Origin of the sequence: Pseudomonas sp. MN1F, from assembly GCF_009391885.1 — a bacterium.
GTDB lineage: Bacteria > Pseudomonadota > Gammaproteobacteria > Pseudomonadales > Pseudomonadaceae > Aquipseudomonas.
In genome coordinates this window covers 30420-52655 of sequence record NZ_VZII01000029.1, presented here as the reverse complement: position 1 = coordinate 52655, position 22236 = coordinate 30420, and the positions used below count along the sequence as shown (strand labels likewise).

Here is a 22236-nt window from a genome sequence, read left to right as displayed (position 1 = left end):
CGTCTCGCAGGATCGTTGACTGCAGATTAAATGGTTACCAGCCCGCGCACACCTTCGGCCTGCATGTTTTCACCCCGGCCGCGCTGGATGATTTCGCCACGGGCCATGACCAGGTACTGGTCGGCCAGTTCTTCGGCGAAGTCGTAGAACTGCTCCACCAACAGGATCGCCATGTCGCCCCGCTCGGCCAGGCGGCGGATCACCGCACCGATTTCCTTGATCACCGAGGGCTGGATACCTTCGGTCGGTTCGTCGAGGATCAGCAACCGTGGGCGGCGGGCCAGGGCCCGGCCGATGGCCAGCTGTTGCTGTTGGCCACCGGACAGGTCGCCGCCACGGCGTTGCTTCATCTGCTCCAGCACCGGGAACAGTTCATAGATGAACGCGGGTACTTCACGTGCCTCGCGGGCCGGGAAGCGCGACAGGCCCATCAGCAGGTTCTCCTCGACAGTTAAGCGCGGGAAGATTTCCCGGCCCTGGGGCACGTAGGCGATCCCGGCGTGCACCCGCTGCTGGGGCTTGAGCGTGGTGATCGGCTTGCCTTCCCACTCGATATTGCCTTCGCGGGCCGGCACCAGGCCCATCAGGCAGCGCAGCAAGGTGGTCTTGCCCACACCATTGCGGCCCAACAGGCAGGTGACTTCGCCGACCTTGGCTTCGAAGGACAGGCCGCGCAGGATGTGGCTGCCGCCGTAGTACTGGTGCAGGGTGTCGATTTTCAGCATGTCTTGTCCTTGGTATTGATCAGCGACCCAGGTAAACCTCGACCACCCGCTCATCCGCCTGCACCTGTTCCAGCGACCCTTGCGCCAGCACGCTGCCCTGGTGCAGCACGGTCACATGGTCGGCGATGCTGCCGACAAAGCCCATGTCATGCTCCACCACCATCAGCGAGTGCTTGCCGGCCAGGCCCTTGAACAGCTCGGCCGTGAACTCGGTCTCGGCATCGGTCATGCCCGCCACCGGCTCGTCGAGCAGCAGCAGTTGCGGCTCCTGCACCAGCAACATGCCGATCTCCAGGAACTGCTTCTGCCCGTGCGACAGCAGGCCGGCCTGGCGCTGGGCCAAGGGCAGCAGGCGCAGGGTGGTCAGCACCTCCTCGATGCGTTGCTGCTGTTCACCGCTCAAGCGGGCCGCAAGGCTGGCCCACACCGACTTGTCGGTCTTCAACGCCAGCTCCAGGTTCTCGAACACGGTCAGTGCCTCGAACACCGTGGGCTTCTGGAACTTGCGGCCGATACCGGCCTGGGCGATCTGGTATTCGCTCATGCGGGTCAGGTCGAGGGTGTCGCCGAAGAAAGCGCTGCCGCTGTCGGGGCGGGTCTTGCCGGTGATCACATCCATCATCGTGGTCTTGCCGGCGCCGTTGGGGCCGATGATGCAGCGCAGTTCGCCGACGCCGATGTACAGGTTCAGGGCATTGAGGGCCTTGAAACCGTCGAAGCTGACGCTGATGTCTTCAAGGCTCAGCACCGTGCCGTGGCGGGTATCGAGACCGGCCTTGCGGCTTTGGCCCAGGCCAATGGCGTCGCGGCCGGCGCCGAGGTTGTCGAACACAGGTTCCAGCATGAATTCCGGGTGGACCGGGGGCACGCCTCTCATGGCTGGCTCCTTTTCTTCAACAGGCCGACCACGCCCTTGGGCAGGTACAGGGTGACGAGGATGAACAGCGCACCGAGGAAGAACAGCCAGAACTCCGGGAACGCCACGGTGAACCAGCTCTTCATGCCATTGACCAGGCCAGCGCCGAGCAGCGGGCCGATCAGCGTGCCACGCCCGCCCAGGGCCACCCACACGGCGGCTTCGATGGAGTTGGTCGGTGACATTTCGCTGGGGTTGATGATGCCCACCTGCGGTACGTACAGCGCACCGGCCAGGCCACACAGTACGGCGCTGAGCACCCACACCAGCAATTTGAAACCACGCGGGTCGTAGCCGCAGAACATCAGGCGGTTCTCGGCGTCGCGCACGGCGGTGAGCAGGCGGCCGAACTTGCTTTGGGTCAGGCGCCAGCACAGGTACAGGCTGGCCAGAAGCAGGCCGACGGTGAGCAGGAACAGCATCGCGCGAGTGCCCTGCGCGGCGATGTCGAAACCGAGGATGGTACGGAAGCTGGTGAAGCCGTTGTTGCCGCCGAAGCCGGTTTCGTTACGGAAGAACAGCAGCATGCCGGCGAAAGTCAGGGCCTGGGTCATGATCGAGAAGTACACGCCCTTGATCCGCGAGCGGAAGGCGAACCAGCCGAACACCAGCGCCAGCAACCCTGGCGCCAGCACCACCAGGCACAGGGCCCAGGCGAAGTGCTGGGTGCCGGCCCAGTACCACGGCAGTTCGCTCCACGACAGGAAGGTCATGAACCCAGGCAGGCCGTCGCCGGCCGCCTGGCGCATCAGGTACATGCCCATGGCGTAGCCGCCGAGGGCGAAGAACAGGCCGTGGCCCAGCGACAGCAGCCCGGCATAGCCCCAGACCAGGTCCAGGGCCAGGGCGACGATGGCGTAGCAGAGGATCTTGCCGACCAGGGTCAGGGTGTAGGCCGAAACTTGCAGCGAGTGATCAGCCGGCAGCAGCGACAGCAGCGGCAGGGCCAGCAGCAGCGTGACGACGACCGCGCCGATGGCCAGCGACAGCCGCGGCCCGGCCTTTTGCGAAGCGGTGACAAGCAGTGGCTGGTTCATCAGTCGATTACCCGTCCCTTGAGGGCGAACAGGCCTTGCGGGCGCTTCTGGATGAACAGAATGATCAACGCAAGGATGAGGATCTTGCCGAGCACCGCACCAATCTGCGGCTCAAGCAGCTTGTTGGCGATACCGAGGCCGAACGCTGCCCAGAGGCTGCCGGCCAATTGGCCGACACCGCCGAGCACCACCACCAGGAACGAGTCGATGATGTAGCTCTGGCCCAGGTCCGGGCCGACGTTGCCGACCTGGCTCAAGGCCACGCCGCCCAAGCCGGCGATGCCCGAGCCGAGGCCGAAGGCAAGCATGTCGACGCGCCCGGTGGAGACGCCGCAGCAGGCCGCCATGTTGCGGTTCTGGGTGACGGCGCGCACGTTCAGGCCCAGGCGTGTGCGGTTGAGCAGCAGCCAGGTGAGCAGGACCACGGCGAGGGCGAAGCCGATGATCACCAGGCGGTTGTACGGCAGCACCAGGTTGGGCAGCAGCTGAATGCCGCCGGACAGCCAGGCCGGGTTGCTCACTTCGACGTTCTGCGCACCGAACAGCAGGCGGATGGCCTGGATCAGGATCAGGCTGATGCCCCAGGTCGCCAGCAGGGTTTCCAGCGGTCGGCCGTAGAGATGGCGAATCACCGTGCGCTCCAGGGCCATGCCGACCCCGGCGCTGACGGCGAAGGCCACCGGCAGGGCGATCAGCGGGTAGAACTCGATGGCGCCGGGCGCGTAGCGTTGCAGCAGCACCTGGACCATGTAGGTGCTGTAGGCACCGAGCATGAGCATCTCGCCGTGGGCCATGTTGATCACCCCGAGCAGGCCGAAGGTGATCGCCAGGCCGAGTGCGGCCAGCAGCAGGATCGAGCCCAGCGACAGGCCGCTGAAGGCCTGGCCGAGCAGTTCGCCGACCAGCAGTTTGCGCTTGACCTGGGCCAGGCTGGTTTCGGCGGCGGTGCGCACGGCCGCGTCGCTTTCGGCGTCCGGTTGCAACAGCGCTTCGAGGCGGGTGCGGGCCAGCGGGTCGCCGGTGTCGCCGAGCAGGCGCACCGCAGCCAGGCGCACGGCCGGTTCGCTGGCGCCCAGTTGCAGGTTGGCCAGGGCCAGGCCGAGGGCAGCGTGCACGGCGGGGTCCACTTCGAGGGCGAAGCGCCGGTCGAGGAAGGCCATCTGCGCCGGTTGTGCGCTCTTTTGCAGTTGTTGGGCGGCAGCCAGTCGCGTGGCGGTGTTGTCGCTGAGCAGCTGGTGGCTGGCCAGGGCGTTGTCGATCAGGCCGCGCAGGCGGTTGTTCAGGCGCACCTTGCGGGTGTCATCGGCGGCGATGCGGCCTTGGCGCAGGTTGTCCAGCAGCGGCAGGCGCGCGGCATCGGGTTGTGCCGCCCAGCCTTCGAGCAGTTGAGCCTGCTCGGCGGGCTTGGCGGTGAGGAAGAATTCGCCCTCGCTGGCCTGGGTGGCCAGGGGGATCAGCAGGAGCAGGGTGAGCAGCAGTCTGAGCATGCGGGTAATCCTGAAAATCGGCGGTGGATTCTTCGCGGGTGAACCCGCTCCCACAGGGACCGCGCCGGTTTCAGACCTTGCACCGTACCTGTGGGAGCGGGTTTACCCGCGAATGGGCCGCATAGCGGCCCCATGCACTCAGTTACCTTTCACCGCGTAATCAGGCCGTTTGTCATTGCCCGGGATGAACGGGCTCCAAGGCTGTGCCCGCAGCGGCTGCTCGGTCTCCCAGACCACGCTGAACTGCCCGTCACCCTGGATCTCGCCGATCATCACCGGCTTGTGCAGGTGGTGGTTGGTCTTGTCCATGGTCAGGGTAAAGCCCGACGGTGCCTTGAAGGTCTGCCCGGCCAAGGCTTCGCGGACCTTGTCGACATCGGTGGACTTGGCCTTCTCGGCCGCCTGGGCCCACATGTGGATGCCCACGTAGGTGGCTTCCATCGGGTCGTTGGTCACGGCCTTGTCGGCCCCCGGCAGGCCCTTGGCCTTGGCGTAGGCTTTCCAGTCGGCGACGAACTTCTGGTTGACCGGGTTATCCACCGACTCGAAGTAGTTCCAGGCCGCCAGGTGGCCCACCAGCGGCTTGGTGTCGATGCCGCGCAGCTCTTCTTCGCCCACCGAGAACGCCACCACCGGCACGTCGGTGGCCTTCAGGCCCTGGTTGGCCAGTTCCTTGTAGAACGGCACGTTGGAGTCGCCATTGACGGTGGAGATGACCGCGGTCTTGCCGCCGGCGGAGAACTTCTTGATGTTGGCGACGATGGTCTGGTAATCGGCATGGCCGAACGGGGTATAGACCTCTTCGATGTCCTTGTCGGCCACGCCCTTGCTGTGCAGGAAGGCGCGCAGGATCTTGTTGGTGGTGCGCGGGTAGACGTAGTCGGTGCCCAGCAGGAAGAAGCGCTTGGCGCTGCCGCCATCCTCGCTCATCAGGTACTCGACGGCCGGGATGGCCTGCTGGTTGGGCGCGGCGCCGGTGTAGAACACGTTGGGCGACATCTCTTCACCCTCGTACTGCACCGGGTAGAACAGCAGGCCGTTGAGCTCCTCGAACACCGGCAGCACCGACTTGCGCGAAACCGAGGTCCAGCAGCCGAACACCACTGCGACCTTGTCCTGGGTCAGCAGCTGGCGGCTCTTTTCAGCGAACAGTGGCCAGTTGGAGGCTGGGTCGACCACCACCGGTTCGAGCAGCTTGCCATTCACACCGCCCTTGGCGTTGATCTCGTCGATGGTCATCAGCGCCATGTCCTTGAGCGAGGTCTCGGAAATCGCCATGGTCCCGGACAGCGAATGCAGGATGCCGACCTTGATGGTCTCGGCGGCCTGGATGCTCCAGCTCAGGCCCATGGCGGCAATGGATGCGCTGAGGGTAAAGGCCTTGATCAGACTGCGACGCTTCATGTGCTCTCTCTCCGCTGAGTTTTTTTATGGTGTTGGCCAAGCGGGGAGGGGCGTTGCAAGGGGTGTGCCTAGTGGCGGAAGGTGCGTGATAGAGGGGTTGTGCGAGGTGTTGGGGCGTTTAGCCGATCCAGGTTGGTGCCTTGGAGATTTGTGTGCACAGGATTGGGGCCGCTGTGCGGCCCATCGCCGGCAAGCGCGGCTCCCACAGGAAATTGCGTTCCCAGGTGGGAGCCGCGCTTGCCGGCGATGGGCTGCAAAGCAGCCCCCTTGGCCATCAGCCGTTACGCACCGCCGAGCGCGGATGACGGCGGCTACGCACGAACTGGTAGGTCACCGCCAGCAGCAGGAACCAGATCGGCGTCACCACCAGCGCCGAGCGGGTGTCTGCTTCCAGGCTCAGCAACACCAGGATAAAGGCGAAGAACGCCAGGCACACGTAGCACATGAAGCGCCCGCCCGGCATCTTGTACTTCGACGCCTGGTGCAGCGCATCGCGGTGCGTGCGGTACTTCAGGTACGACAGCAGGATCAGCGTCCAGACGAACATGAACAGCACCGCCGAGACGGTGGTGACCAGGGTGAACGCTTCGATCACGTTTGGCACCAGGTAGATCAGCACCGCGCCCAGCAGCAGGCAGGTGCAGGAGAAGTACAGGCCGTTGGCCGGCACCGAGCGGCTCGACAGTTTCTCGAACGCCTTGGGCGCATCGCCTTCCTGGGACAGGCCATAGAGCATGCGGCTGGTGGAGAACACGCCGCTGTTGGCCGACGAAGCGGCCGAGGTCAGCACCACGAAGTTGATGATGCTCGCCGCTGCCGGCAGACCGGCCAGCACGAACAGTTCCACGAACGGGCTTTTGCCCGGTACCACGTCGCGCCATGGGGTTACCGCCATGATCGCAATCAGCGCCAGCACGTAGAACACGATGATGCGGATCGGGATCGAGTTGATCGCCCGTGGCAAGGTGCGCTCGGGGTTCTTCGCTTCAGCTGCGGTGGTGCCCACCAGCTCGATGCCGACGAAGGCGAACACGGCGATCTGGAAGCCGGCGAAGAAGCCCATCAGGCCATTGGGGAACATGCCGCCATCGTTCCACAGGTTGGCCAGTTGTGCAGTGCGCCCGCTCGGCGAGGTGAAGCCGGTGATGACCATGTACAGGCCGGTAACCACCAGGCCGAGGATGGCGACGATCTTGACCAGGGCGAACCAGAACTCCAGCTCGCCGAACATTTTCACTGTCACCAGGTTCAGCGACAGCAGCAGGCCGACACAGGTCAGCGCCGGTATCCACTGCGGCAGGTCGGGGAACCAGAATTGCGTGTAGGCGGCGATCGCGACCACGTCGGCGATGCCGGTGACCACCCAGCAGAACCAGTAGGTCCAGCCAGTGAAATAGCCAGCCCAGGGGCCGAGCAGGTCGGCGGAGAAGTCGATGAACGACTTGTAGTTGAGGTTCGACAGCAGCAGTTCGCCCATGGCGCGCATGACGAAGAACAGCATGAAGCCAATGATCATGTAGACGAAGATGATCGACGGCCCGGCCAGGCTGATGGTCTTGCCCGAGCCCATGAACAGCCCGGTGCCGATGGCGCCGCCAATGGCGATCAGCTGGATATGGCGGTTGGTCAGGTTGCGCTGCAGATGCTGGTCACCTGGCGCAGTCGGAGAAGTTTGCGTCATAAAGCTGCAATCCCTTGAAAGGTCAGTCTGCTTGTCAGAGGTAGCCGGGTAGGCTAACACGCTCGTGCCAGATAGACGCGCGACAGATCGACTCGACTATTGCGGTGCAGCATTTCTCCTGTGCCGGCCTCTTCGCGGCTTTACCCGCGAAGAGGCCGGTGCAGGTCAACACTCAGGCATTGGCCAGCACCCGGCGGCGCTTCACCAGCAGGCTATCCACCACCCACATCACCACCATCGACACCCCCACCAGCGGGAACATCACGCCCAGCACCAGCATCACCCCCACTGCCGCCTTCCAGCGCGGCAGGTCATGGCGCAGCGGCGGTACGCCCAGGCCACCCTCCGGCCGGCGTTTCCACCACATCACCAGGCCGCTCACCGAACCCAGCAGGATCATCAGGCACACCAGCAGGATGATGATCTGGTTCAGCGCCCCGAACATCTTGCCCTCGTGCAGCATCACGCCCAGCTCGGTAGCGCGGGCCACCGGGCTGTAGTCCTGCCAGCGCACATCGGCCAGCACCTTGCCGGTGTACTGGTCGACATGCAGGGTGGCATCGTTGCGCGGGTCGTCGGCGAACACGGCGATGGTGTACACGCCTTCGGCAGTGGTCGGCGTGGTGATGCTGTAGCCCGGCGCGACCTGGCGCGCCGTGGCGATGTCTTCCACCTGCTGCAGGCTGACCTGTGGCGCGGCCGGTGCACTGTCCATCCTGTGGTGCCCGGCATGCTCGGCATGGGCGCCGGATTGCGGCATCGGCGTGTTCTCCATCGCCCATGGCACGGTCTGGCGATGCGCGCTGTTCAGTTCGCGCGCCTCCTGGTCCGACTTGGGCACGTCATTCCACATTGCAGCCGGAAAGCGGTTCCACAGATCGGCGTACTGCTTGCCCCACAGGCCGGTCCAGGTCATGCCGCTGACCAGCATCAGCAACAGCAGGGCAGAACCCCAGAACCCGGTCACGGCATGCAGGTCGCGCCAGAACAACCGGCCTTTCGCCGCGAAGCGTGGCCACAGCACGCCGGCACCGTTGCGCCCGCGTGGCCACCACAGGTACAGGCCAGACACCACCAGCACGATGCCCCAGCCGGCAGCCAGTTCCACCAGGCGGTCACCGACCGTGCCGACCATCAGTTCGCCGTGCAGGGCGCGGGCGATGGCCTGCAGGTTCTGCTTGCCGTCCTGCTCGCCAAGGATCTTGCCGCTGTACGGGTCAACGAACACGTTCAGCTCGCGGCCAGCGTCATGCACCACGAACTGCGCGCTGCGCTCGGCATTGATCGGCGGCAGGTACTGGCCGACATGGCCTTTCGGGTAGGCCTGGCGCACTTCAGCCAGCAGCGTGTCGGCGCCCTGTCGGTGGTGGCCGGCTTCGACCACCATCAAGTCACGGTACAGCAGCGGGTCGAGCTGCGGCTTGAACAGGTAGATGATCCCGGTGAGTGCCAGCAGGATCATGAAAGGGGCGACGAACAGCCCGGCATAGAAGTGCCAGCGCCAGGCCAGGTTGTAGAAGGAAACGCGTGTTCCGCTCATGGGAACCTCCTGTTTGACCAGCTGATGGGCGCGCCCGAAGCCGCGCCCGTTGTTGTTGTCAGAAGCTGAAATCGACCTTGGTCCAGAAGGTCCTGCCTGGCTCGTTCACCGGCTGTGGATCATTGGCCGGGTAGCCGAACCCGGCATTCCCGGCCAGGTTCAGGTGCTCGGCGTAGGCCTTGTCGAACAGGTTGTCGACCCCCGCGCTGAGCTTGAGGTTGTGGTTCACCTTGTAGGCGCCGTTGAGCGAGAACACGCCGAAGCCGGCGCTCTTGTCGAAGTCCTTGCCGACCACGTTGCCCTGGTTTTCGGCGATGCGGTTCTGCTCAGCCACCAGGCGCCACAGCGCTCCGGCGCTCCAGCTGTCGCGGCTGTAGGTCAGGCCCAGGCGGCTTTCCAGCGGCGGCATCTGCGGCAGTGCCTTGCCGTCGCTGCTGTTCTTGCCCCAGGCGTAGGCCAGGGTGGCATCGGCCTTCCAGCGCTCGGTCAGCTTGTAGGCCGCGCCCAGTTCGCCGCCCATGATGCGGGCGTCGATGTTCTGTGCCTGGGAGCTGCTCATGCCCATCATCCCGGTGCGGTAGTCGAACAGGATGTAGTCGCGAATCTGCCCGACATAGCCCGAGGCCCAGGCGTCCAGGCGCTCGTCGCGGTACTGGATGCCAAAGTCGAGCTGGGTGGTCTTCTCGGGCTTGATGCTGTCGAAGGCATTCACCGAGCCGGCAGGGCCCTGGTCCGGGGAGAACAGTTCCCAGTAGTCCGGGAAGCGCTGGGCGTGGCCGAGGCCGATGTAGGTGGTGGCCGGCAGCGCTGCCAGGTCGTGCTCGTAGCGGATGAAACCGCTGGGTAGCGTGTCGGCGCGGGTGTCGCCGTTGGTGGTGCTGTCATCGCGGAAGTCCCGGGCCGAGGCGCGGTCCAGGCGGGCGCCGGTGATCAGGCGATCTTCAGCGGTGGCGTACCAGGTCAGTTCGCCGAATGCGCCGTAGTTGTGGAAGTCGGCGTCCTTCTCCCAGGGCTTGTCCTTGTAGGTGTCGATGCCCATGGCGCTGCGTGCGCGGTGCTCGTTGGTCTGCGCATCGATGCCGCTGACCAGTTGCACGTCGGCCCAGCGCCAGGTGGCCTTGATCCGTGCACCCAAGGTGCGGCGGTCGACGGCGGCGGCCATGGGGCCGGCCATCATGCCGGTGCCCGAGGGGGTACGCAGGCTGTAGTTGTCCATCACGTGGTCGGCGTAGTTGTAGTAGACCTGCGCCTCGACCTTGTCGAGCACCTCGCCGAGGTTGGACTTTTCAAAACGCAGGCCCAGGCTTTCGCGCTTGAATTGCGCGCCATCCATGCCACGGCCGGCATAGCGTGCCTCGCCGTCACCCTTGCCGGCGGTGAGTTCGAGCAGCGTGTCCTGGTCGGGCGTCCAGCCCAGGGCCACGTCGCCGTTCCATTTCTCCCAGCGCGAAGGCACGGTGTCGCCGTTGCCATCGTGGTAATCGTCCGAGTGCGACTGGTTGCCGACGAAGCGCGCATAGCCCTGGCTGTTGCCGGCCGCCGCATCGAGCACCTTGTCGAAGCGGCCGTTGGAGCCGGCCAGCAGGCTGGCGTTGACCCGGCTGCCGAGGGTGCCGAACTTCTCCGGCTCACGCTCGAAGAGGATGGTGCCCGCCGAGCCGCCTGGCCCCCAGATCACGCTTTGCGGGCCTTTGATCACGGTCAGGCGGTCGTAGGTTTCCGGGGCGATGTAGGAGGTCGGGGCGTCCATGCGGTTGGGGCAGGCGCCGAGCATCACGCCGCCGTTGGTGAGGATGTTCAGGCGCGAGCCGAACATGCCGCGCAGCACCGGGTCGCCATTGGTGCCACCGGCGCGGATGGCCGAGAAGCCGGGGATGGTCTTCAGGTAGTCGGCCCCGTCGCTGGCCGGCACGGGTTGGCGCGGGTCCTTGGGGTTGGTGACCACAGTCAGCGGCGAGCTCGGCGCAAGCGCGGTGATCACCGTCGGGCTCAGCTCGGCCTCAGGGCCTTCATGGCCAGGTTCGGCAGCCAGGGCCATGGGCGCGAGCAGCGAGCCGCACAGCGCAGCGAATGTCCCTCGCAGGGATGGGAATAAAACAGGGGTGCAGCCGGACATAATGATTCCAGTCGATCAGTCATGAGTGTGCGCGAAGCCTCCTGGCTCCGGGCGATAACGGGGGTGTCAGACGCTGATCGAAAGGGGCGGCGCGCGGCTGCGCGCACCGGGGAACACAGCCTGCCGGGCATGGCCCTGGCGCGTGGGGGCCGGGAGGAGGGTGGGGGGAACTGCGCTGGCGACGCTGAGCGGGCTGAGGGTTTGCGGCAAGGCCGGGCAGTTGAACAGCAGGCTGCAGTAGCCACACTTTTCCCACATCACATGCAACTGGCCATCGTTGCCGTGGCCGTGATGGGTATCGCTGCCATTGCCGTGGGCCGCAGGCATGGACATCGACATGTCCATCGGCATGCTCATGCCGGCGTGGTGGTCCATCGGCATCGACTGGGAAATCAGCGGGCCGATGAAGATCATCCACATGGCGAACAGGCTCAGCCAGCCGCCACCGACGCGCCTGCGTTCAGGGCGGGTGGTACGGCTGAAACTGTTGCGCGGCAGGCTCATGTTGGCGAGCGCCTGTCAGCGGGCGTCAGTGCGCGTGTTCGTGGCCCTGGGGCTGGTCCGCTGGCGCCTGCTTCTGAACGGCCACGTCGACGGTGATGTCGCCAGCCTTCTCGAAGTGCAGGGTCAGCGGGAAGCGCTTGCCGTCGGTAAGCAGGCTGCGGTCCTTGGGCTGCATCAGCATCACGTGGTAAGCGCTGGGGGCGAACACCAGGTCTTTGCCGGCGGGCACTGCCACGCTTTGTACCTGCTGCATCTTCATCGCGCCGCTGGCGCTCATGGCGTGCTCATGCAGCTGTGCGTCATCGCTGATCGGGCTGTCGACACCCAGCAGACGGTCATCGGCCTTGCCGTTGTTGTGCACGACGAAATAGGCGGCAACGTTAGGAGCGTTGGGCGGCAATTGCAGTGACCACGGGTGGGCGATGTGCAGGTCGCCCACGGTGTATTCATGGGCGTTGGCGTAGGCGCCGGGCAGCAACAGGGCAGCCAGGACAAGGGCTTGCTTGAGCATGGTGAGTCTCCGATCGGTTCAGGTTCAGGCAGACAGCGTGATGAACTCAGACCAGCGGAGAGGCACGGGGATTGAGCGCGGGCCATAGCTGGCGCGGCGTGGGTTGGTAACTGGCAGGTGGCGGCTCGCGCCCGGCCAACAGCGTCGGCGGGTTGTGCAGTTGCGGCGGATAACCCGGCAGGGCCAGCAGCGGTGCAGCGCCCGAACAGCACCAGCAGTGCTGCATGTTGGCGTGCTGGTCGCTTTGCGTGCCGAGGTCGATCTTGGCCAGGGCCTGGACATCGGCCTTGGCCTTGCCGGCCAGGCTGGAACAGAAAGCCCCCCACAGCAGCTGCTCGGCCGGGCTTTTGGGCGCGGCAGAAGACAGCGGCATGGCCAGCAGGTTGAACAGCACTGCTAGGCAGGCTATCCAGGCAATGTGCCGACGTGGGGGCATGGAGAGATCCGGTCAGGAATCGTGGGCGGTATTGTAAGGCGGAGTATAGGTAAAAATGCTGGGGTGCGGTGAAGTGACGCAGGCGGGGTGGTTTGGGGCCGCGAAGCAGCCCCGGAATGCTCAAGCCTTGTTGCGGCCCATCAGCCCGCGCACGGTCTCCTGCAGGTCCGCTGGCAGCACCACGACTTTGGCATTGCTGCTGCTGGCCAGGTTCTCCATGGCTCCCACATAACGCTCGCCCAGCAGGTACATGGCCGGTACGGTCTCGTTGCCCACCGCTTCCTTGACCAGCGAAATGGCCCGCGCCGAGGCCTCGGCCAGGTTGATTTGCGCTTCGGCATCCAGCTTGGCCGACTGCAGGCGCGCCTCGGCTTCGAGGATCGCCGCCTGCTTGGCCCCCTCGGCACGGGTCACGTCGGCTTTACGCTCACGCTCGGCGGCCGCCTGGCGTTCCATGGCCAGCTGCATGTTCTCTGACGGCTTGATGTCCTGGATCTCCACCGAGCGCACGGTCACGCCCCAGTCTTCGGTCTGCTCGGACATCGCTTCACGCAAGCGCGCCTTGATCTGTTCGCGGCTCGACAGCGCTTCGTCCAGGTCCATGGCGCCGACGATGGCGCGCAGCGAGGTCATGGTCAGGCTGGTGACGGCGAACGAGAAGTTCTGCACGCCGTAAGAGGCCTTCTGCGGGTCGACCACCTTGGCGAAGCACAGGGCGTTGGCGACGATCACCGCGTTGTCACGGGTGATGATCTCCTGCTCCTGCACGTCGAGGATGATGTCCTTGGTCGGCAGGCGGTAGGCAACCACATCCATGTACGGGATGACGATGTTCAGGCCGGGTTTGAGGGTGCTGTGGTAGCGGCCCAGGCGCTCGACGATCCACTCCTCGCCCTGGGGCACGATACGCACCCCCTTGAACACGGTGATCAGGACAAACAGGGCGATGGCGCCGACGACGATGAGACTGGTCATGATGCAAACTTCCTTTTAAATGCCGATTCAGGCCCGGACTACCCGGGCGGTATTGCCTTCGATGGTGACGAGCCGCACACGCTCGCCTGCCGGGATGTCGCTGTCGGCGACGCAGGTCCATTCCTCGTTGCCGAGCAGTGGCTTCTGGAAACGCACGCGGCCTTTCTGGAATGGCGAGACACTGCTGGTCAGCAGCCCGACTTCACCGATCACGCTGTCGGCAGTCCAGCGCACGTCCGGTTGCTTGCGTTTGAACAGCTTGAACCAGAGGAACGTGGTTACCGAGGAGAACAGCACCCACAGCAGCACCTGCATATCCAGTTGCAGGGTGGGGGCGGCCAGGGCGATGAGCGAGACCAGCACGGCACCAATGCCGAACCAGATGATGAAGAACGTGGGCAGGACCAGTTCGAGCAGGATCAGGCCGATACCGAAGACCAGCCAGATCCACCATTGCATTTCCATATGAATCACGCCTTCCAAGGGGAGGCGCAAAGTCTACGGGGCTCAGTGGGCGAATGGCCACTTGGAAATTTCTGAGTGTTTCGTTGCCGATGAGGAGGTGATGGGGAGGAAATTTCCGCGTTAGGCCCGGACGGCAGGATTGGCCAGCCAGTCTTCAACTCTCAAACCTGGGACTCGTTGGAATTCACGCAGGTTGTTGGTTACGAGCACCAGCCCCCGAGCCCGGGCATGGCCAGCTATCAGCTGGTCGAATGGACCGATCGGTGTTCCAGCCAGTGCCAATTCTGCACGTAGTTGCCCACTGTGTTCGGCTGCCTGATTATCGTAATCGAGTACTTCCAGGCGGGCAGCGAAGCCTTCCACTACCGAAAGATTGCGCTCGGGGTGTGCTGATTTCTCTGCGCCAGACACCAGCTCCATTAACGTAACGGTACTGATGGCCATCTGACCGTGGTGGCGGTTGAACGCTTCACGAACCAATTGTGGTTTGTTCTTGATAGTGAAGATGCAGATGTTCGTGTCGAGCATGTACCTGAGCATTAAAACCCTTCGCGTTCCTGGTCGGCAGGTTGATCACGGCTGGCCATGAAGTCCGTACTTGCGTCGTTGCCATCAAACCAGCTGTCCCATGACTCACCTGCTGGGCTGATGATGCGGGTTCGCCCCACGGCAACGATGTCTACGCGGGTCACTTCATCGGGAAGGGCAACGGATTTCGGCAAACGGATGGCCTGGCTGCGGTTACTTTTGAAGACTGCACCTTGCTCCATGATGGGCCTCCTTGGAAGCAGCAAACTGTGACCGGGTTTAAGTGAGAGGGCGTATATGTCAATGGGATATACGCTCTGGCGTCATTTCAAACAGTCCTTGATCTTGGTCAGCAATAGGCCTGTCTGGGTGAATTCCTGATCCACCACAGGTAATGCAGGGCGTTTCAGTATCAGCACCGGCACGCCGCGTTCCCGCGCTACATCGAGCTTAGGCTCGGTCGCTACGCTGCCACTGTTCTTGCTGACCAGTACATCGATGCGGCGGCGTTCGAACAGCGCCCGCTCGTCCTCGATCTGAAACGGCCCACGTGCGCCGATTACCTCACAGCGCTCATTGCCCGCGCAGGCTTCCAGCGCGCGCAAGGTCCAGAACTGCTCCGGCGGAATCTCCGCAAGATGTTGCAGCGGCTCGCGCCCGAGCGTGAACAGTGGTCGCTTGAACGGCTTGAGCGCCTCGATCAGCCCTGCCCAGTCTTCCACGTCGCGCCAGTCGTCCCCCGGTTGCGCCTGCCAGGCCGGGCGGCGCAAGGCCCAGCAGGGGATGCCGGCGGTCTGCGCGGCGCTGGCCGCGTTGCGGCTGATCTGCGCGGCATACGGGTGGGTGGCATCTATCAGCAGAGTAATGCCAGCTTCACGCAGGTAAGCGGCGAGGCCCTCAGCGCCCCCATAGCCACCGACCCTTACCTGGCACGCCAGGTCCTGCGGCACGCGGCCGATGCCGGCCAGGCTGTAGACGTGTTCGGGGCCGAGCTGGCGGGCGATGGCCAAGGCTTCGGTGACGCCGCCGAGCAGCAGGATACGGTGGTTCATTGCACACCTGCCTTGCCGACGATGCCGCCCTGGCGGTCAATGGCAAACACTTCGACCTGCACCTGGGCTGGCACCACGCTGCGGGCGAAGGCCAGGGCATGGGCGCACACCGCGTCGCCCAGGGCGATACTGGCGGCATGTGCCAGGGCCAGTGCTTGCTGGCTGGTGTTGGCGGCAATGATGGCCGCTTGCAGCTCGGCGTCGGCGCCGATGTCCGCGGCCCAGCCAGCCAGTTGCGGCAGGTCGATGCTGGAGTGGCGGCTGTGCAGGTCCATGTGGCCGGCAGCCAGCTTGCTGATCTTGCCGAAACCACCGCACAAGGTCAGGCGTGGCACCGGTACCTTGCGTACGTGCTTGAGCACTGCGCCGACGAAGTCGCCCATCTCGATCAGGGCGATCTCGGGCAGGTTGTAGACCCGGCGCATGGTGTCTTCGCTGGCGTTGCCGGTGCAGGCGGCGATGTGGGTGTAGCCGTTGGTGTGGGCGACGTCGATACCCTGGTGGATCGAGGCGATATACGCCGCGCAGGAGAAAGGCCGGACGATACCACTGGTGCCGAGAATCGACAGCCCGCCGAGGATGCCCAGGCGCGGGTTCATGGTCTTCAGCGCCAGCTGTTCGCCGCCCTGCACATTGACCGTGACCTCGAAGCCGCCCGGATAGCCGCAGTCGTCAGCCAACTGCTGCAGGTGCTCGCTGATCATCCGCCGTGGCACCGGGTTGATCGCCGGCTCACCCACCGCCAGCACCAGGCCGGGGCGGGTGACGGTACCGACGCCCTGGCCTGCGACGAAGCGTATGCCGGGTTGCGCCTGCAGGCGGATCTGGCTGTAGAGCAGGGCGCCGTGGGTGACGTCCGGGTCGTCGCCGGCATCCTTGAGCGTGCCGGCTTCAGCGCGTTCGTCTACCAGGCGGCAGAACTCCAGGCGCATCTGCACCACCTTGCCCTTGGGCAGGGTGATGCTCACCGCGTCATCGCACTGGCCAGTCAGCAGCAACTTGGCCGCGGCCAGGCTGGTGGCGGTGGCGCAGCTGCCGGTGGTCAGGCCGCTGCGCAGGGGCGCGGGTTGCTCGCGGGTTTCTTCACGCATCGAGGGGTTTCACCACGTCGAGCAAGGTGATCGGCAGTGCCTGGCGCCAGGTGTCGAAGGCGCCCAGTGGCTGGGCCTGGGCGACATGGATACGGGTCAGCTCGCCGCCGTGCTGTTCACGGAAATGCGCCAAGGCCAGTTCGCTTTGCAGGGTCACCGCATTGGCCACCAGCCGCCCACCGGGACGCAAGCGTTCCCAGCACAGTGGCAACACACCCTCGCGGGTAACACCGCCGCCAATGAAGATTGCATCCGGGCGTTCCAGTTCGCCCAGGGCGTCGGGTGCCTTGCCGCGAACCAGCTGCAGGCCAGGCACGCCGAGGGCATCACGGTTGTATTCGATGAAGCCCTGGCGACCTTCGTCGGCTTCGATGGCCAGGGTGCGGCAGGCCGGGTGGGCGCGCATCCATTCGATGCCGATCGAGCCGCAACCGGCGCCGACATCCCATAGCAATTCGCCGGGCTGCGGCGCCAGGCGCGCCAGGGTGATGGCGCGCACATCGCGCTTGGTCAGCTGGCCGTCGTGGCGGAAGGCGCTATCCGGCAGCCCGGGCACAGGCGACAGACGCATGGCGTCCGGGCTGGCCAGGCACTCGATGGCGACCAGGTTGAGGGCGGCGATTTCGCTGTGGGGCCAGTCATCGGCGGTGCCGCAGAGATGACGCTCGGCCGTACCACCGAGGTGCTCCAGCACGTGCAGGCGGCTGGGCCCGAAACCGCGTTCACGCAACAGTGCAGCGATCGCCGCAGGGCTATCGCCGTCGTTGCTCAGCACCAGCAGGCGCTGGCCGCTGTACAGGTTGGCATTGAGCGCCGCCAACGGGCGTGCGACCACCGACACCACCTGCACCTCCTGCAGCGGCCAGCCCAGGCGGGCGGCGGCCAGGGCACAGGAAGAGGGCATCGACAGCACCTGCATTTCTGCAGCCGGCACCTGCCGCGCCAGGCTGGCGCCGACGCCAAAGAACATCGGGTCGCCGCTGGCCAGCACGCACACCGGCTCACCGCGCAGGGCCAACACCGGTGCGAGGGAAAACGGGGTCGGCCAGTCTTGCCGCTCGGCGCCGATGCAGCGCGGCAGCAGGGCCAGCTGGCGCGGGCTGCCGATGATCCGCGAGGCACCCAGCAGGGCGCGCCGGGCCTGTTTGCCCAGGCCGCTGAAGCCGTCTTCGCCGATGCCTACTACTGTCAGCCAGGGGGTCATGTGTTTCGTTCCGCCATTTTTGCGGCCGCTTCGCCCCCATCGCGGGTTTACCCGCGAAAAGGGCGACGCGGTCCTGAATTTCTGCTCAATTGCTGTGGATGCTCGACCACCGGTTTTTCATGCCGCCGGACAAAGCAGGCATAATACCGCGCCTTCTACACTCAAGCGCATTTTCAGCGATTGCCGGACGCCCCTTTGACCCCAGCCAACACGCCCGTAGCATCACCCCGTCCCTCGGCCTGCCCGGGGTTGTGGCGCATCGTCAGCGCCCGTGACGGTGGCATCTGCCGCATCAAGCTGCCCGGTGGCCTGCTGCTGGCCGACCAGGCAGACGCGGTGGCAGCGGCAGCCGAGCGTTTCGCCGGTGGGGTGATCGAGGCCACCAACCGCGGCAACCTGCAGATCCGCGGCATTGGCAGCGATCATGCCGGGCTGGTCGAATGCCTGCTGGCCGCCGGCCTTGGTCCGCGTGACGCCGCCAGCGATGACGTGCGCAACCTGATGCTCAGCCCCCTGGCTGGGCATGATCCGTCGATGCTGCTGGATGTACGCCCCTTGGCCGGGCAGATCCTCGACTTGCTGCAAGGCACGCCGCGCTTCCATGAGCTGTCGGCCAAGTTCGCTGTGCAACTGGACGGTGGTGAGGGCGTGGCGATGCTCGATCACCCCCACGACTTGTGGCTCTCGGCACTGCGCCTGGAACAGCGCGACTGGCTGGCATTCGGCCTGGCCAGCTGCCCGGCCGATGGCCAGGTGCTGGGTGCGGTGCCGCTGGAGCAGGGCCTGGCGTTGGTGCGTGCGGTGCTCGATCGCTTCCTCGACCTGGCCAGCCCGGAGCAGTCGCGCATGCGCCAACTGCTGCAAGGCTGCCCGGCCGAGGTCTTCATCAACAGCCTCGGTGTGCAAATCCGCCGTGACACGGCGGTACTTGAATGGCATCGCCAAGCGGCCGAACACCCATGGCTGGGGGCTGTGACCCAGCGCGATGGCATGGCGTTGGGCGTAGCGCCACCGTTGGGCCGCCTGTCGCCCGCCATGTTGCGGGGGGCTGCCCGGGTAGCCCGCCAATGGGGTGATGGCAGCCTGCGCCTGAGCCCGTGGCAAAGCCTGATGCTGACCAATATCACTGCAGCCGGCCTGGAACAGGCCCGTGCCGCGCTATCGGCGCTGGGCCTGCTCTGCCAGGCCGATGAGCCTTTGGCGCGCATGGTCGCCTGCACCGGCAGCAGTGGCTGCGCCAAGGGCCTGGCCGAGACCAAGGCCGATGCCGTCGAGCTGGCGGCGCTGCTGGGCAGTGGCGCGCCCGGCAGCGTGCACCTGTCCGGTTGCCCCCGTTCCTGTGCCGTGGCCCATGTTGCCCCGGCTACCTTGCTGGCCCGTGCACCTGGCCGCTATGACCTGTATCTGCGTGACGCGCACTTGCCGGGCCTGGGTGCCCTGCGCGGCACCGACCTTACCTTGAATGAAGCAGGCGCCATGCTCGCCCTGCCGACGGAGCACCTTGATGATTGACTACATCCGCGATGGTCAGGAGATCTATCGCAATTCCTTCCGGATCATCCGCGAGGAAGCCCGCCTCGAACGGATTCCCGCAGACCTGGAAAAACTCGCCGTGCGCGTGATCCATGCCTGCGGCATGGTCGAGGCCATCGATGGCTTGCAGTTCTCCGAAGGTGCCGGCCGCGCCGGTCGTGAGGCCCTGGCCAATGGCGCGCCGATCCTCTGCGACGCGCACATGGTTGCCGAAGGCATCACCCGCGCACGCTTGCCCGCCAACAACCCGGTGATCTGCACCTTGCGTGACCCGAGCGTGCCAGGCCTGGCCAAGGATGCCGGCAACACCCGCTCCGCCGTTGCCCTGGAGCTGTGGCGCCCGCACCTGGAAGGCAGCGTGGTGGTGATCGGCAATGCCCCGACCGCGCTGTTCTACCTGCTGGAGATGATCGATGCCGGCGCGCCCAAGCCCGCTCTGATCCTCGGCTTCCCGGTCGGCTTCGTCGGTGCCGCCGAGTCCAAGGCGATGCTCGCTGCCGACAGCCGCGGCGTGCCGTTCGTGATCATGCAAGGCCGCCTGGGCGGCAGTGCGATGGCCGCTGCCGCGGTCAACGCCCTGGCCACGGAGGTGGAATGATGGCGCCGCGCGGACGACTGCTGGGCCTGGGCGTAGGCCCCGGCGACCCTGAACTGATCACCGTCAAGGCACTGCGCCTGCTGCGCGAGGCACCCGTGGTGGCCTACTTCGTGGCCAAGGGCAAGCGCGGCAACGCCTTCGGCATCATCGAGGCGCACCTGCAAGCCGAGCAGACCCTGCTGCCGCTGGTGTACCCGGTGACTACCGAGGCACTGCCTGCGCCGCTGTCCTACGAGCAGGTGATCAGCGATTTCTACGATGAAGCGGCCGTACAGGTAGCCGAGCACCTGGATGCCGGCCGCGATGTGGCGGTGATCTGCGAAGGTGACCCGTTCTTCTACGGTTCCTACATGTACCTGCATGACCGCCTGGCCCAGCAGCATGAGGCCGAAGTGGTCCCGGGCGTCTGTTCGATGCTCGGTGGCGCCTCGGTACTGGGCGCGCCGCTGGTGTATCGCAACCAGAGCCTGTCGGTACTGTCGGGCGTGTTGCCGGCCGAAGAGCTCAAGCGCCGGCTGGCAGACGCCGATGCGGCGGTGATCATGAAGCTGGGCCGCAACTTCCCCAAGGTGCGCCAGGTGCTCGCCGAACTGGGCCTGGACGGGCGCGCGCTGTATGTCGAGCGGGCGACCATGGCCAACCAGAAGATCGTGCCGCTGGACGCGGTGGACCCGCAGTCCTCGCCGTACTTCTCGCTGATCATCGTGCCGGGGGAAAAATGGCAGGGCTGAACAGGCAACAGGCGCCGGCCATCGTCATCCTCGGTGGCGGCAGCCTCGCTACGGCGCAGCGTATCCAGCAGTGTTATCCACAGGCGACCATCCACGGCCTGCGTGGCCGGGTCGAGGGCGCCGATCAGTATTACGACGGCTTTGGCGACACCTTGCGCGTGCTGTACCAGCAGGCCACCCCGATTATCGCGCTGTGTGCAGCCGGCATCGTCATCCGCAGCCTGGCCAGCCTGCTCGATGAAAAAGGTGCAGAGCCGCCGGTACTGGCCGTGGCCGAGGACGGCAGCGCGGTGGTGCCGCTGCTGGGCGGCCTGAGCGGGGTCAACGTCATGGCGCGCGAACTCGGCGAAGCGCTGGGTGTGGCGGCGGCGATCACCACCAGTGGTGAACTGCGCTTCGGCACCTGCCTGCTCAACCCACCCGAAGGCTATGCCCTGGCGGACCTCGAGCAGGGCAAGCGCTTTGTCTCCGACCTGCTGGCCGGCGAAAGCGTGCGTGTCGAGGGCGATGCACCGTGGCTTGCGCAGGCACACCTGCCGGCCAGTGACACGGCCCGGCGCACCATCCATGTCGGCTGTGACGCGCGCGTGGCCAGCCGTGACGAGCTGCTGATCCACCCGCGCAGTGTGGTGGTGGCGCTTGCTGCAGGCGGGCCCGGTCTGGCCGAGCAGGTGCGTGGCGCCTTGCGTGAGGCCGGCATTGCCGAGCCCTCGCTGGCTTGCCTGCTGGTCGCCGAGCAGGCGATGGCCGAGCCATCGTTGCACGAGGCCGCCGCCGAACTGGGTGTCGTGCTGCGTTTCGCGGCAATGAACGGCACCTTGGCCAACATGGCAGCCGAGGCGTTGCCCGAGGCTCGCCTGATCGAACAGTCGGGCCTGGTCATCGCAGCGGCCCCGCGGCCGGTCGACACGGCAAGCCTGGGCCGCAAGCGTGGCCGATTGGCGGTGATCGGCCTGGGCCCTGGCGCTGCCGAGCTGATGGTGCCTGCCGTAAAGGCCGAGCTGGCGCGTGCCGAAGATATCCTCGGCTACGAGACCTACGTGCGCATGGCCGGGCCGTTCCGTGACGATCAGGTGCAGCACTGCACCGACAACCGTGAAGAGATGCAGCGTGCGCGGCATGCCTTCGAGCTGGCGGCCCTGGGCCGCTCGGTGGTGGTGGTGTCTTCGGGCGACCCGGGTGTATTCGCCATGGCGGCGGCGGTGCTCGAAGCCCTGCATGAGTCCAGCGACCCTGCCTGGCACCGTGTCGACCTCGAGATCCTGCCAGGGGTATCGGCTTCGCTGGCAACCGCCGCGCAAGCGGGTGCGCCGCTGGGGCATGACTTCTGCGTGATGTCGCTGTCGGACAACCTCAAGCCTTGGTCGATCATCGAAAAGCGCCTGGACCTGGCGGCCCAGGCCGACCTGGTACTGGCCTTCTACAACCCGATTTCCAAATCCAGGCCGCACCAGCTTGGCACGGCACTGGAGGTCGTGCGCCGGCACCGTGATGGGCAGACGCCGGTGGTGCTGGGGCGCGATATCGGCCGGCCGGGGCAGACGCTGAGGGTGGTGACCTTGGCCGAGCTGACGCCGGAGATGGTCGACATGCGCACCATGGTACTGGTCGGTTCGTCCACTACCTGCACCTTCGACCGCGCCAATGGCGGGCAGTGGGTGTACACCCCACGCTGGTACCCGGTCGCGCCCTGAGCACGAGG

General features: G+C 65.7%; 22 protein-coding genes. 4 read left to right on the top strand and 18 right to left on the bottom strand.

The annotated features are described in order from the left end of the window. Positions 1–26: 26 nt before the first annotated feature. From urtE to cbiE, 18 genes are all read right to left on the bottom strand, one after another. Positions 27–725, bottom strand: coding sequence for an urea ABC transporter ATP-binding subunit UrtE (gene urtE / locus F6X59_RS15435; protein ID WP_152956959.1), 699 nt, complete (start codon positions 723–725; stop codon positions 27–29). 19 nt (positions 726–744) lie between these two features. Continuing rightward, positions 745–1602: an urea ABC transporter ATP-binding protein UrtD gene (urtD, locus tag F6X59_RS15430; protein ID WP_152956958.1), complete on the bottom strand. Its 858-nt coding sequence runs from the start codon at positions 1600–1602 to the stop codon at positions 745–747. Continuing rightward, positions 1599–2678 carry an urea ABC transporter permease subunit UrtC gene (urtC, locus tag F6X59_RS15425; RefSeq protein ID WP_152956957.1) on the bottom strand — a complete coding sequence of 360 codons (1080 nt, stop codon included), beginning with the start codon at positions 2676–2678 and terminating at the stop codon, positions 1599–1601. The genes urtD and urtC overlap by 4 nt, the downstream gene beginning before the upstream one ends. Beyond that, a complete protein-coding gene (urtB, locus tag F6X59_RS15420; protein ID WP_152956956.1) occupies positions 2678–4165 on the bottom strand; it encodes an urea ABC transporter permease subunit UrtB in 1488 nt (495 codons plus the stop codon). Before urtB ends, urtC begins: the two co-directional genes overlap by 1 nt. 138 nt (positions 4166–4303) lie before the next feature. Then, positions 4304–5569, bottom strand: a complete 1266-nt coding sequence (gene urtA / locus F6X59_RS15415) for an urea ABC transporter substrate-binding protein (RefSeq protein WP_152956955.1) — start codon at positions 5567–5569, stop codon at positions 4304–4306. Between the two features lie 274 nt (positions 5570–5843). Beyond that, a complete protein-coding gene (gene cycA, locus F6X59_RS15410) occupies positions 5844–7250 on the bottom strand; it encodes a D-serine/D-alanine/glycine transporter (RefSeq protein ID WP_152956954.1) in 1407 nt (468 codons plus the stop codon). 172 nt (positions 7251–7422) lie between these two features. Beyond that, the gene (locus tag F6X59_RS15405; RefSeq protein ID WP_152956953.1) at positions 7423–8790 is read right to left on the bottom strand and encodes a PepSY domain-containing protein; all 1368 of its coding nucleotides are present in this window, start codon (positions 8788–8790) and stop codon (positions 7423–7425) included. A 58-nt stretch (positions 8791–8848) separates the two neighbouring features. Beyond that, positions 8849–10906 carry a TonB-dependent copper receptor gene (locus F6X59_RS15400; RefSeq protein WP_152956952.1) on the bottom strand — a complete coding sequence of 686 codons (2058 nt, stop codon included), beginning with the start codon at positions 10904–10906 and terminating at the stop codon, positions 8849–8851. A gap of 66 nt (positions 10907–10972) precedes the next feature. Next, positions 10973–11410 carry a DUF2946 domain-containing protein gene (locus F6X59_RS15395; RefSeq protein ID WP_152956951.1) on the bottom strand — a complete coding sequence of 146 codons (438 nt, stop codon included), beginning with the start codon at positions 11408–11410 and terminating at the stop codon, positions 10973–10975. Positions 11411–11435: 25 nt separating this feature from the next. Further along, entirely contained in the window at positions 11436–11921 is a 486-nt protein-coding gene (locus F6X59_RS15390; protein ID WP_152956950.1) for a copper chaperone PCu(A)C, read from the bottom strand. Between the two features lie 46 nt (positions 11922–11967). Continuing rightward, entirely contained in the window at positions 11968–12357 is a 390-nt protein-coding gene (locus F6X59_RS15385) for a DUF2946 domain-containing protein (protein ID WP_152956949.1), read from the bottom strand. 120 nt (positions 12358–12477) lie between these two features. Then, positions 12478–13332, bottom strand: coding sequence for an SPFH domain-containing protein (locus tag F6X59_RS15380; protein WP_152956948.1), 855 nt, complete (start codon positions 13330–13332; stop codon positions 12478–12480). A 27-nt stretch (positions 13333–13359) separates the two neighbouring features. Beyond that, the gene (locus tag F6X59_RS15375; RefSeq protein WP_152956947.1) at positions 13360–13797 is read right to left on the bottom strand and encodes an NfeD family protein; all 438 of its coding nucleotides are present in this window, start codon (positions 13795–13797) and stop codon (positions 13360–13362) included. A gap of 120 nt (positions 13798–13917) precedes the next feature. After that, positions 13918–14337 (bottom strand): tRNA(fMet)-specific endonuclease VapC, encoded by a 420-nt coding sequence (vapC, locus tag F6X59_RS15370; protein ID WP_152956946.1) that lies wholly within the window; start codon positions 14335–14337, stop codon positions 13918–13920. Next, positions 14337–14567, bottom strand: a complete 231-nt coding sequence (vapB, locus tag F6X59_RS15365; RefSeq protein ID WP_152956945.1) for a type II toxin-antitoxin system VapB family antitoxin — start codon at positions 14565–14567, stop codon at positions 14337–14339. Before vapB ends, vapC begins: the two co-directional genes overlap by 1 nt. 81 nt (positions 14568–14648) lie before the next feature. Continuing rightward, positions 14649–15377: a cobalt-precorrin-6A reductase gene (locus F6X59_RS15360; RefSeq protein WP_152956944.1), complete on the bottom strand. Its 729-nt coding sequence runs from the start codon at positions 15375–15377 to the stop codon at positions 14649–14651. Continuing rightward, positions 15374–16468, bottom strand: a complete 1095-nt coding sequence (locus F6X59_RS15355; protein WP_152956943.1) for a cobalt-precorrin-5B (C(1))-methyltransferase — start codon at positions 16466–16468, stop codon at positions 15374–15376. Before F6X59_RS15355 ends, F6X59_RS15360 begins: the two co-directional genes overlap by 4 nt. Further along, entirely contained in the window at positions 16461–17672 is a 1212-nt protein-coding gene (cbiE, locus tag F6X59_RS15350) for a precorrin-6y C5,15-methyltransferase (decarboxylating) subunit CbiE (protein ID WP_152956942.1), read from the bottom strand. The genes F6X59_RS15355 and cbiE overlap by 8 nt, the downstream gene beginning before the upstream one ends. Before the next feature lie 180 nt (positions 17673–17852). Between cbiE and cobG the strand changes: the two genes are divergently transcribed. The 4 genes from cobG to cobJ are packed head-to-tail and all read left to right on the top strand — an operon-like array spanning position 17853 to position 22228. Next, a complete protein-coding gene (gene cobG / locus F6X59_RS15345) occupies positions 17853–19184 on the top strand; it encodes a precorrin-3B synthase (protein ID WP_152956941.1) in 1332 nt (443 codons plus the stop codon). After that, positions 19177–19803 carry a precorrin-8X methylmutase gene (locus F6X59_RS15340; RefSeq protein ID WP_152956940.1) on the top strand — a complete coding sequence of 209 codons (627 nt, stop codon included), beginning with the start codon at positions 19177–19179 and terminating at the stop codon, positions 19801–19803. Before cobG ends, F6X59_RS15340 begins: the two co-directional genes overlap by 8 nt. Then, positions 19800–20534: a precorrin-2 C(20)-methyltransferase gene (locus tag F6X59_RS15335; protein ID WP_152956939.1), complete on the top strand. Its 735-nt coding sequence runs from the start codon at positions 19800–19802 to the stop codon at positions 20532–20534. The genes F6X59_RS15340 and F6X59_RS15335 overlap by 4 nt, the downstream gene beginning before the upstream one ends. Beyond that, entirely contained in the window at positions 20522–22228 is a 1707-nt protein-coding gene (cobJ, locus tag F6X59_RS15330) for a precorrin-3B C(17)-methyltransferase (RefSeq protein ID WP_152956938.1), read from the top strand. Before F6X59_RS15335 ends, cobJ begins: the two co-directional genes overlap by 13 nt. The last annotated feature ends 8 nt before the right edge of the window (positions 22229–22236 follow it).

Excerpts from the sequence above, each read along its gene's own strand:
- urtE (WP_152956959.1), bottom strand. The coding sequence starts at position 725 with ATGCTGAAAATCGACACCCTGCACCAGTACTACGGCGGCAGCCACATC.
- urtD (WP_152956958.1), bottom strand. The coding sequence starts at position 1,602 with ATGAGAGGCGTGCCCCCGGTCCACCCGGAATTCATGCTGGAACCTGTG.
- urtC (WP_152956957.1), bottom strand. The coding sequence starts at position 2,678 with ATGAACCAGCCACTGCTTGTCACCGCTTCGCAAAAGGCCGGGCCGCGG.
- urtB (WP_152956956.1), bottom strand. The coding sequence starts at position 4,165 with ATGCTCAGACTGCTGCTCACCCTGCTCCTGCTGATCCCCCTGGCCACC.
- urtA (WP_152956955.1), bottom strand. The coding sequence starts at position 5,569 with ATGAAGCGTCGCAGTCTGATCAAGGCCTTTACCCTCAGCGCATCCATT.
- cycA (WP_152956954.1), bottom strand. The coding sequence starts at position 7,250 with ATGACGCAAACTTCTCCGACTGCGCCAGGTGACCAGCATCTGCAGCGC.
- F6X59_RS15405 (WP_152956953.1), bottom strand. The coding sequence starts at position 8,790 with ATGAGCGGAACACGCGTTTCCTTCTACAACCTGGCCTGGCGCTGGCAC.
- F6X59_RS15400 (WP_152956952.1), bottom strand. The coding sequence starts at position 10,906 with ATGTCCGGCTGCACCCCTGTTTTATTCCCATCCCTGCGAGGGACATTC.
- F6X59_RS15395 (WP_152956951.1), bottom strand. The coding sequence starts at position 11,410 with ATGAGCCTGCCGCGCAACAGTTTCAGCCGTACCACCCGCCCTGAACGC.
- F6X59_RS15390 (WP_152956950.1), bottom strand. The coding sequence starts at position 11,921 with ATGCTCAAGCAAGCCCTTGTCCTGGCTGCCCTGTTGCTGCCCGGCGCC.
- F6X59_RS15385 (WP_152956949.1), bottom strand. The coding sequence starts at position 12,357 with ATGCCCCCACGTCGGCACATTGCCTGGATAGCCTGCCTAGCAGTGCTG.
- F6X59_RS15380 (WP_152956948.1), bottom strand. The coding sequence starts at position 13,332 with ATGACCAGTCTCATCGTCGTCGGCGCCATCGCCCTGTTTGTCCTGATC.
- F6X59_RS15375 (WP_152956947.1), bottom strand. The coding sequence starts at position 13,797 with ATGGAAATGCAATGGTGGATCTGGCTGGTCTTCGGTATCGGCCTGATC.
- vapC (WP_152956946.1), bottom strand. The coding sequence starts at position 14,337 with ATGCTCAGGTACATGCTCGACACGAACATCTGCATCTTCACTATCAAG.
- vapB (WP_152956945.1), bottom strand. The coding sequence starts at position 14,567 with ATGGAGCAAGGTGCAGTCTTCAAAAGTAACCGCAGCCAGGCCATCCGT.
- F6X59_RS15360 (WP_152956944.1), bottom strand. The coding sequence starts at position 15,377 with ATGAACCACCGTATCCTGCTGCTCGGCGGCGTCACCGAAGCCTTGGCC.
- F6X59_RS15355 (WP_152956943.1), bottom strand. The coding sequence starts at position 16,468 with ATGCGTGAAGAAACCCGCGAGCAACCCGCGCCCCTGCGCAGCGGCCTG.
- cbiE (WP_152956942.1), bottom strand. The coding sequence starts at position 17,672 with ATGACCCCCTGGCTGACAGTAGTAGGCATCGGCGAAGACGGCTTCAGC.
- F6X59_RS15340 (WP_152956940.1), top strand. The coding sequence starts at position 19,177 with ATGATTGACTACATCCGCGATGGTCAGGAGATCTATCGCAATTCCTTC.
- F6X59_RS15335 (WP_152956939.1), top strand. The coding sequence starts at position 19,800 with ATGATGGCGCCGCGCGGACGACTGCTGGGCCTGGGCGTAGGCCCCGGC.
- cobJ (WP_152956938.1), top strand. The coding sequence starts at position 20,522 with ATGGCAGGGCTGAACAGGCAACAGGCGCCGGCCATCGTCATCCTCGGT.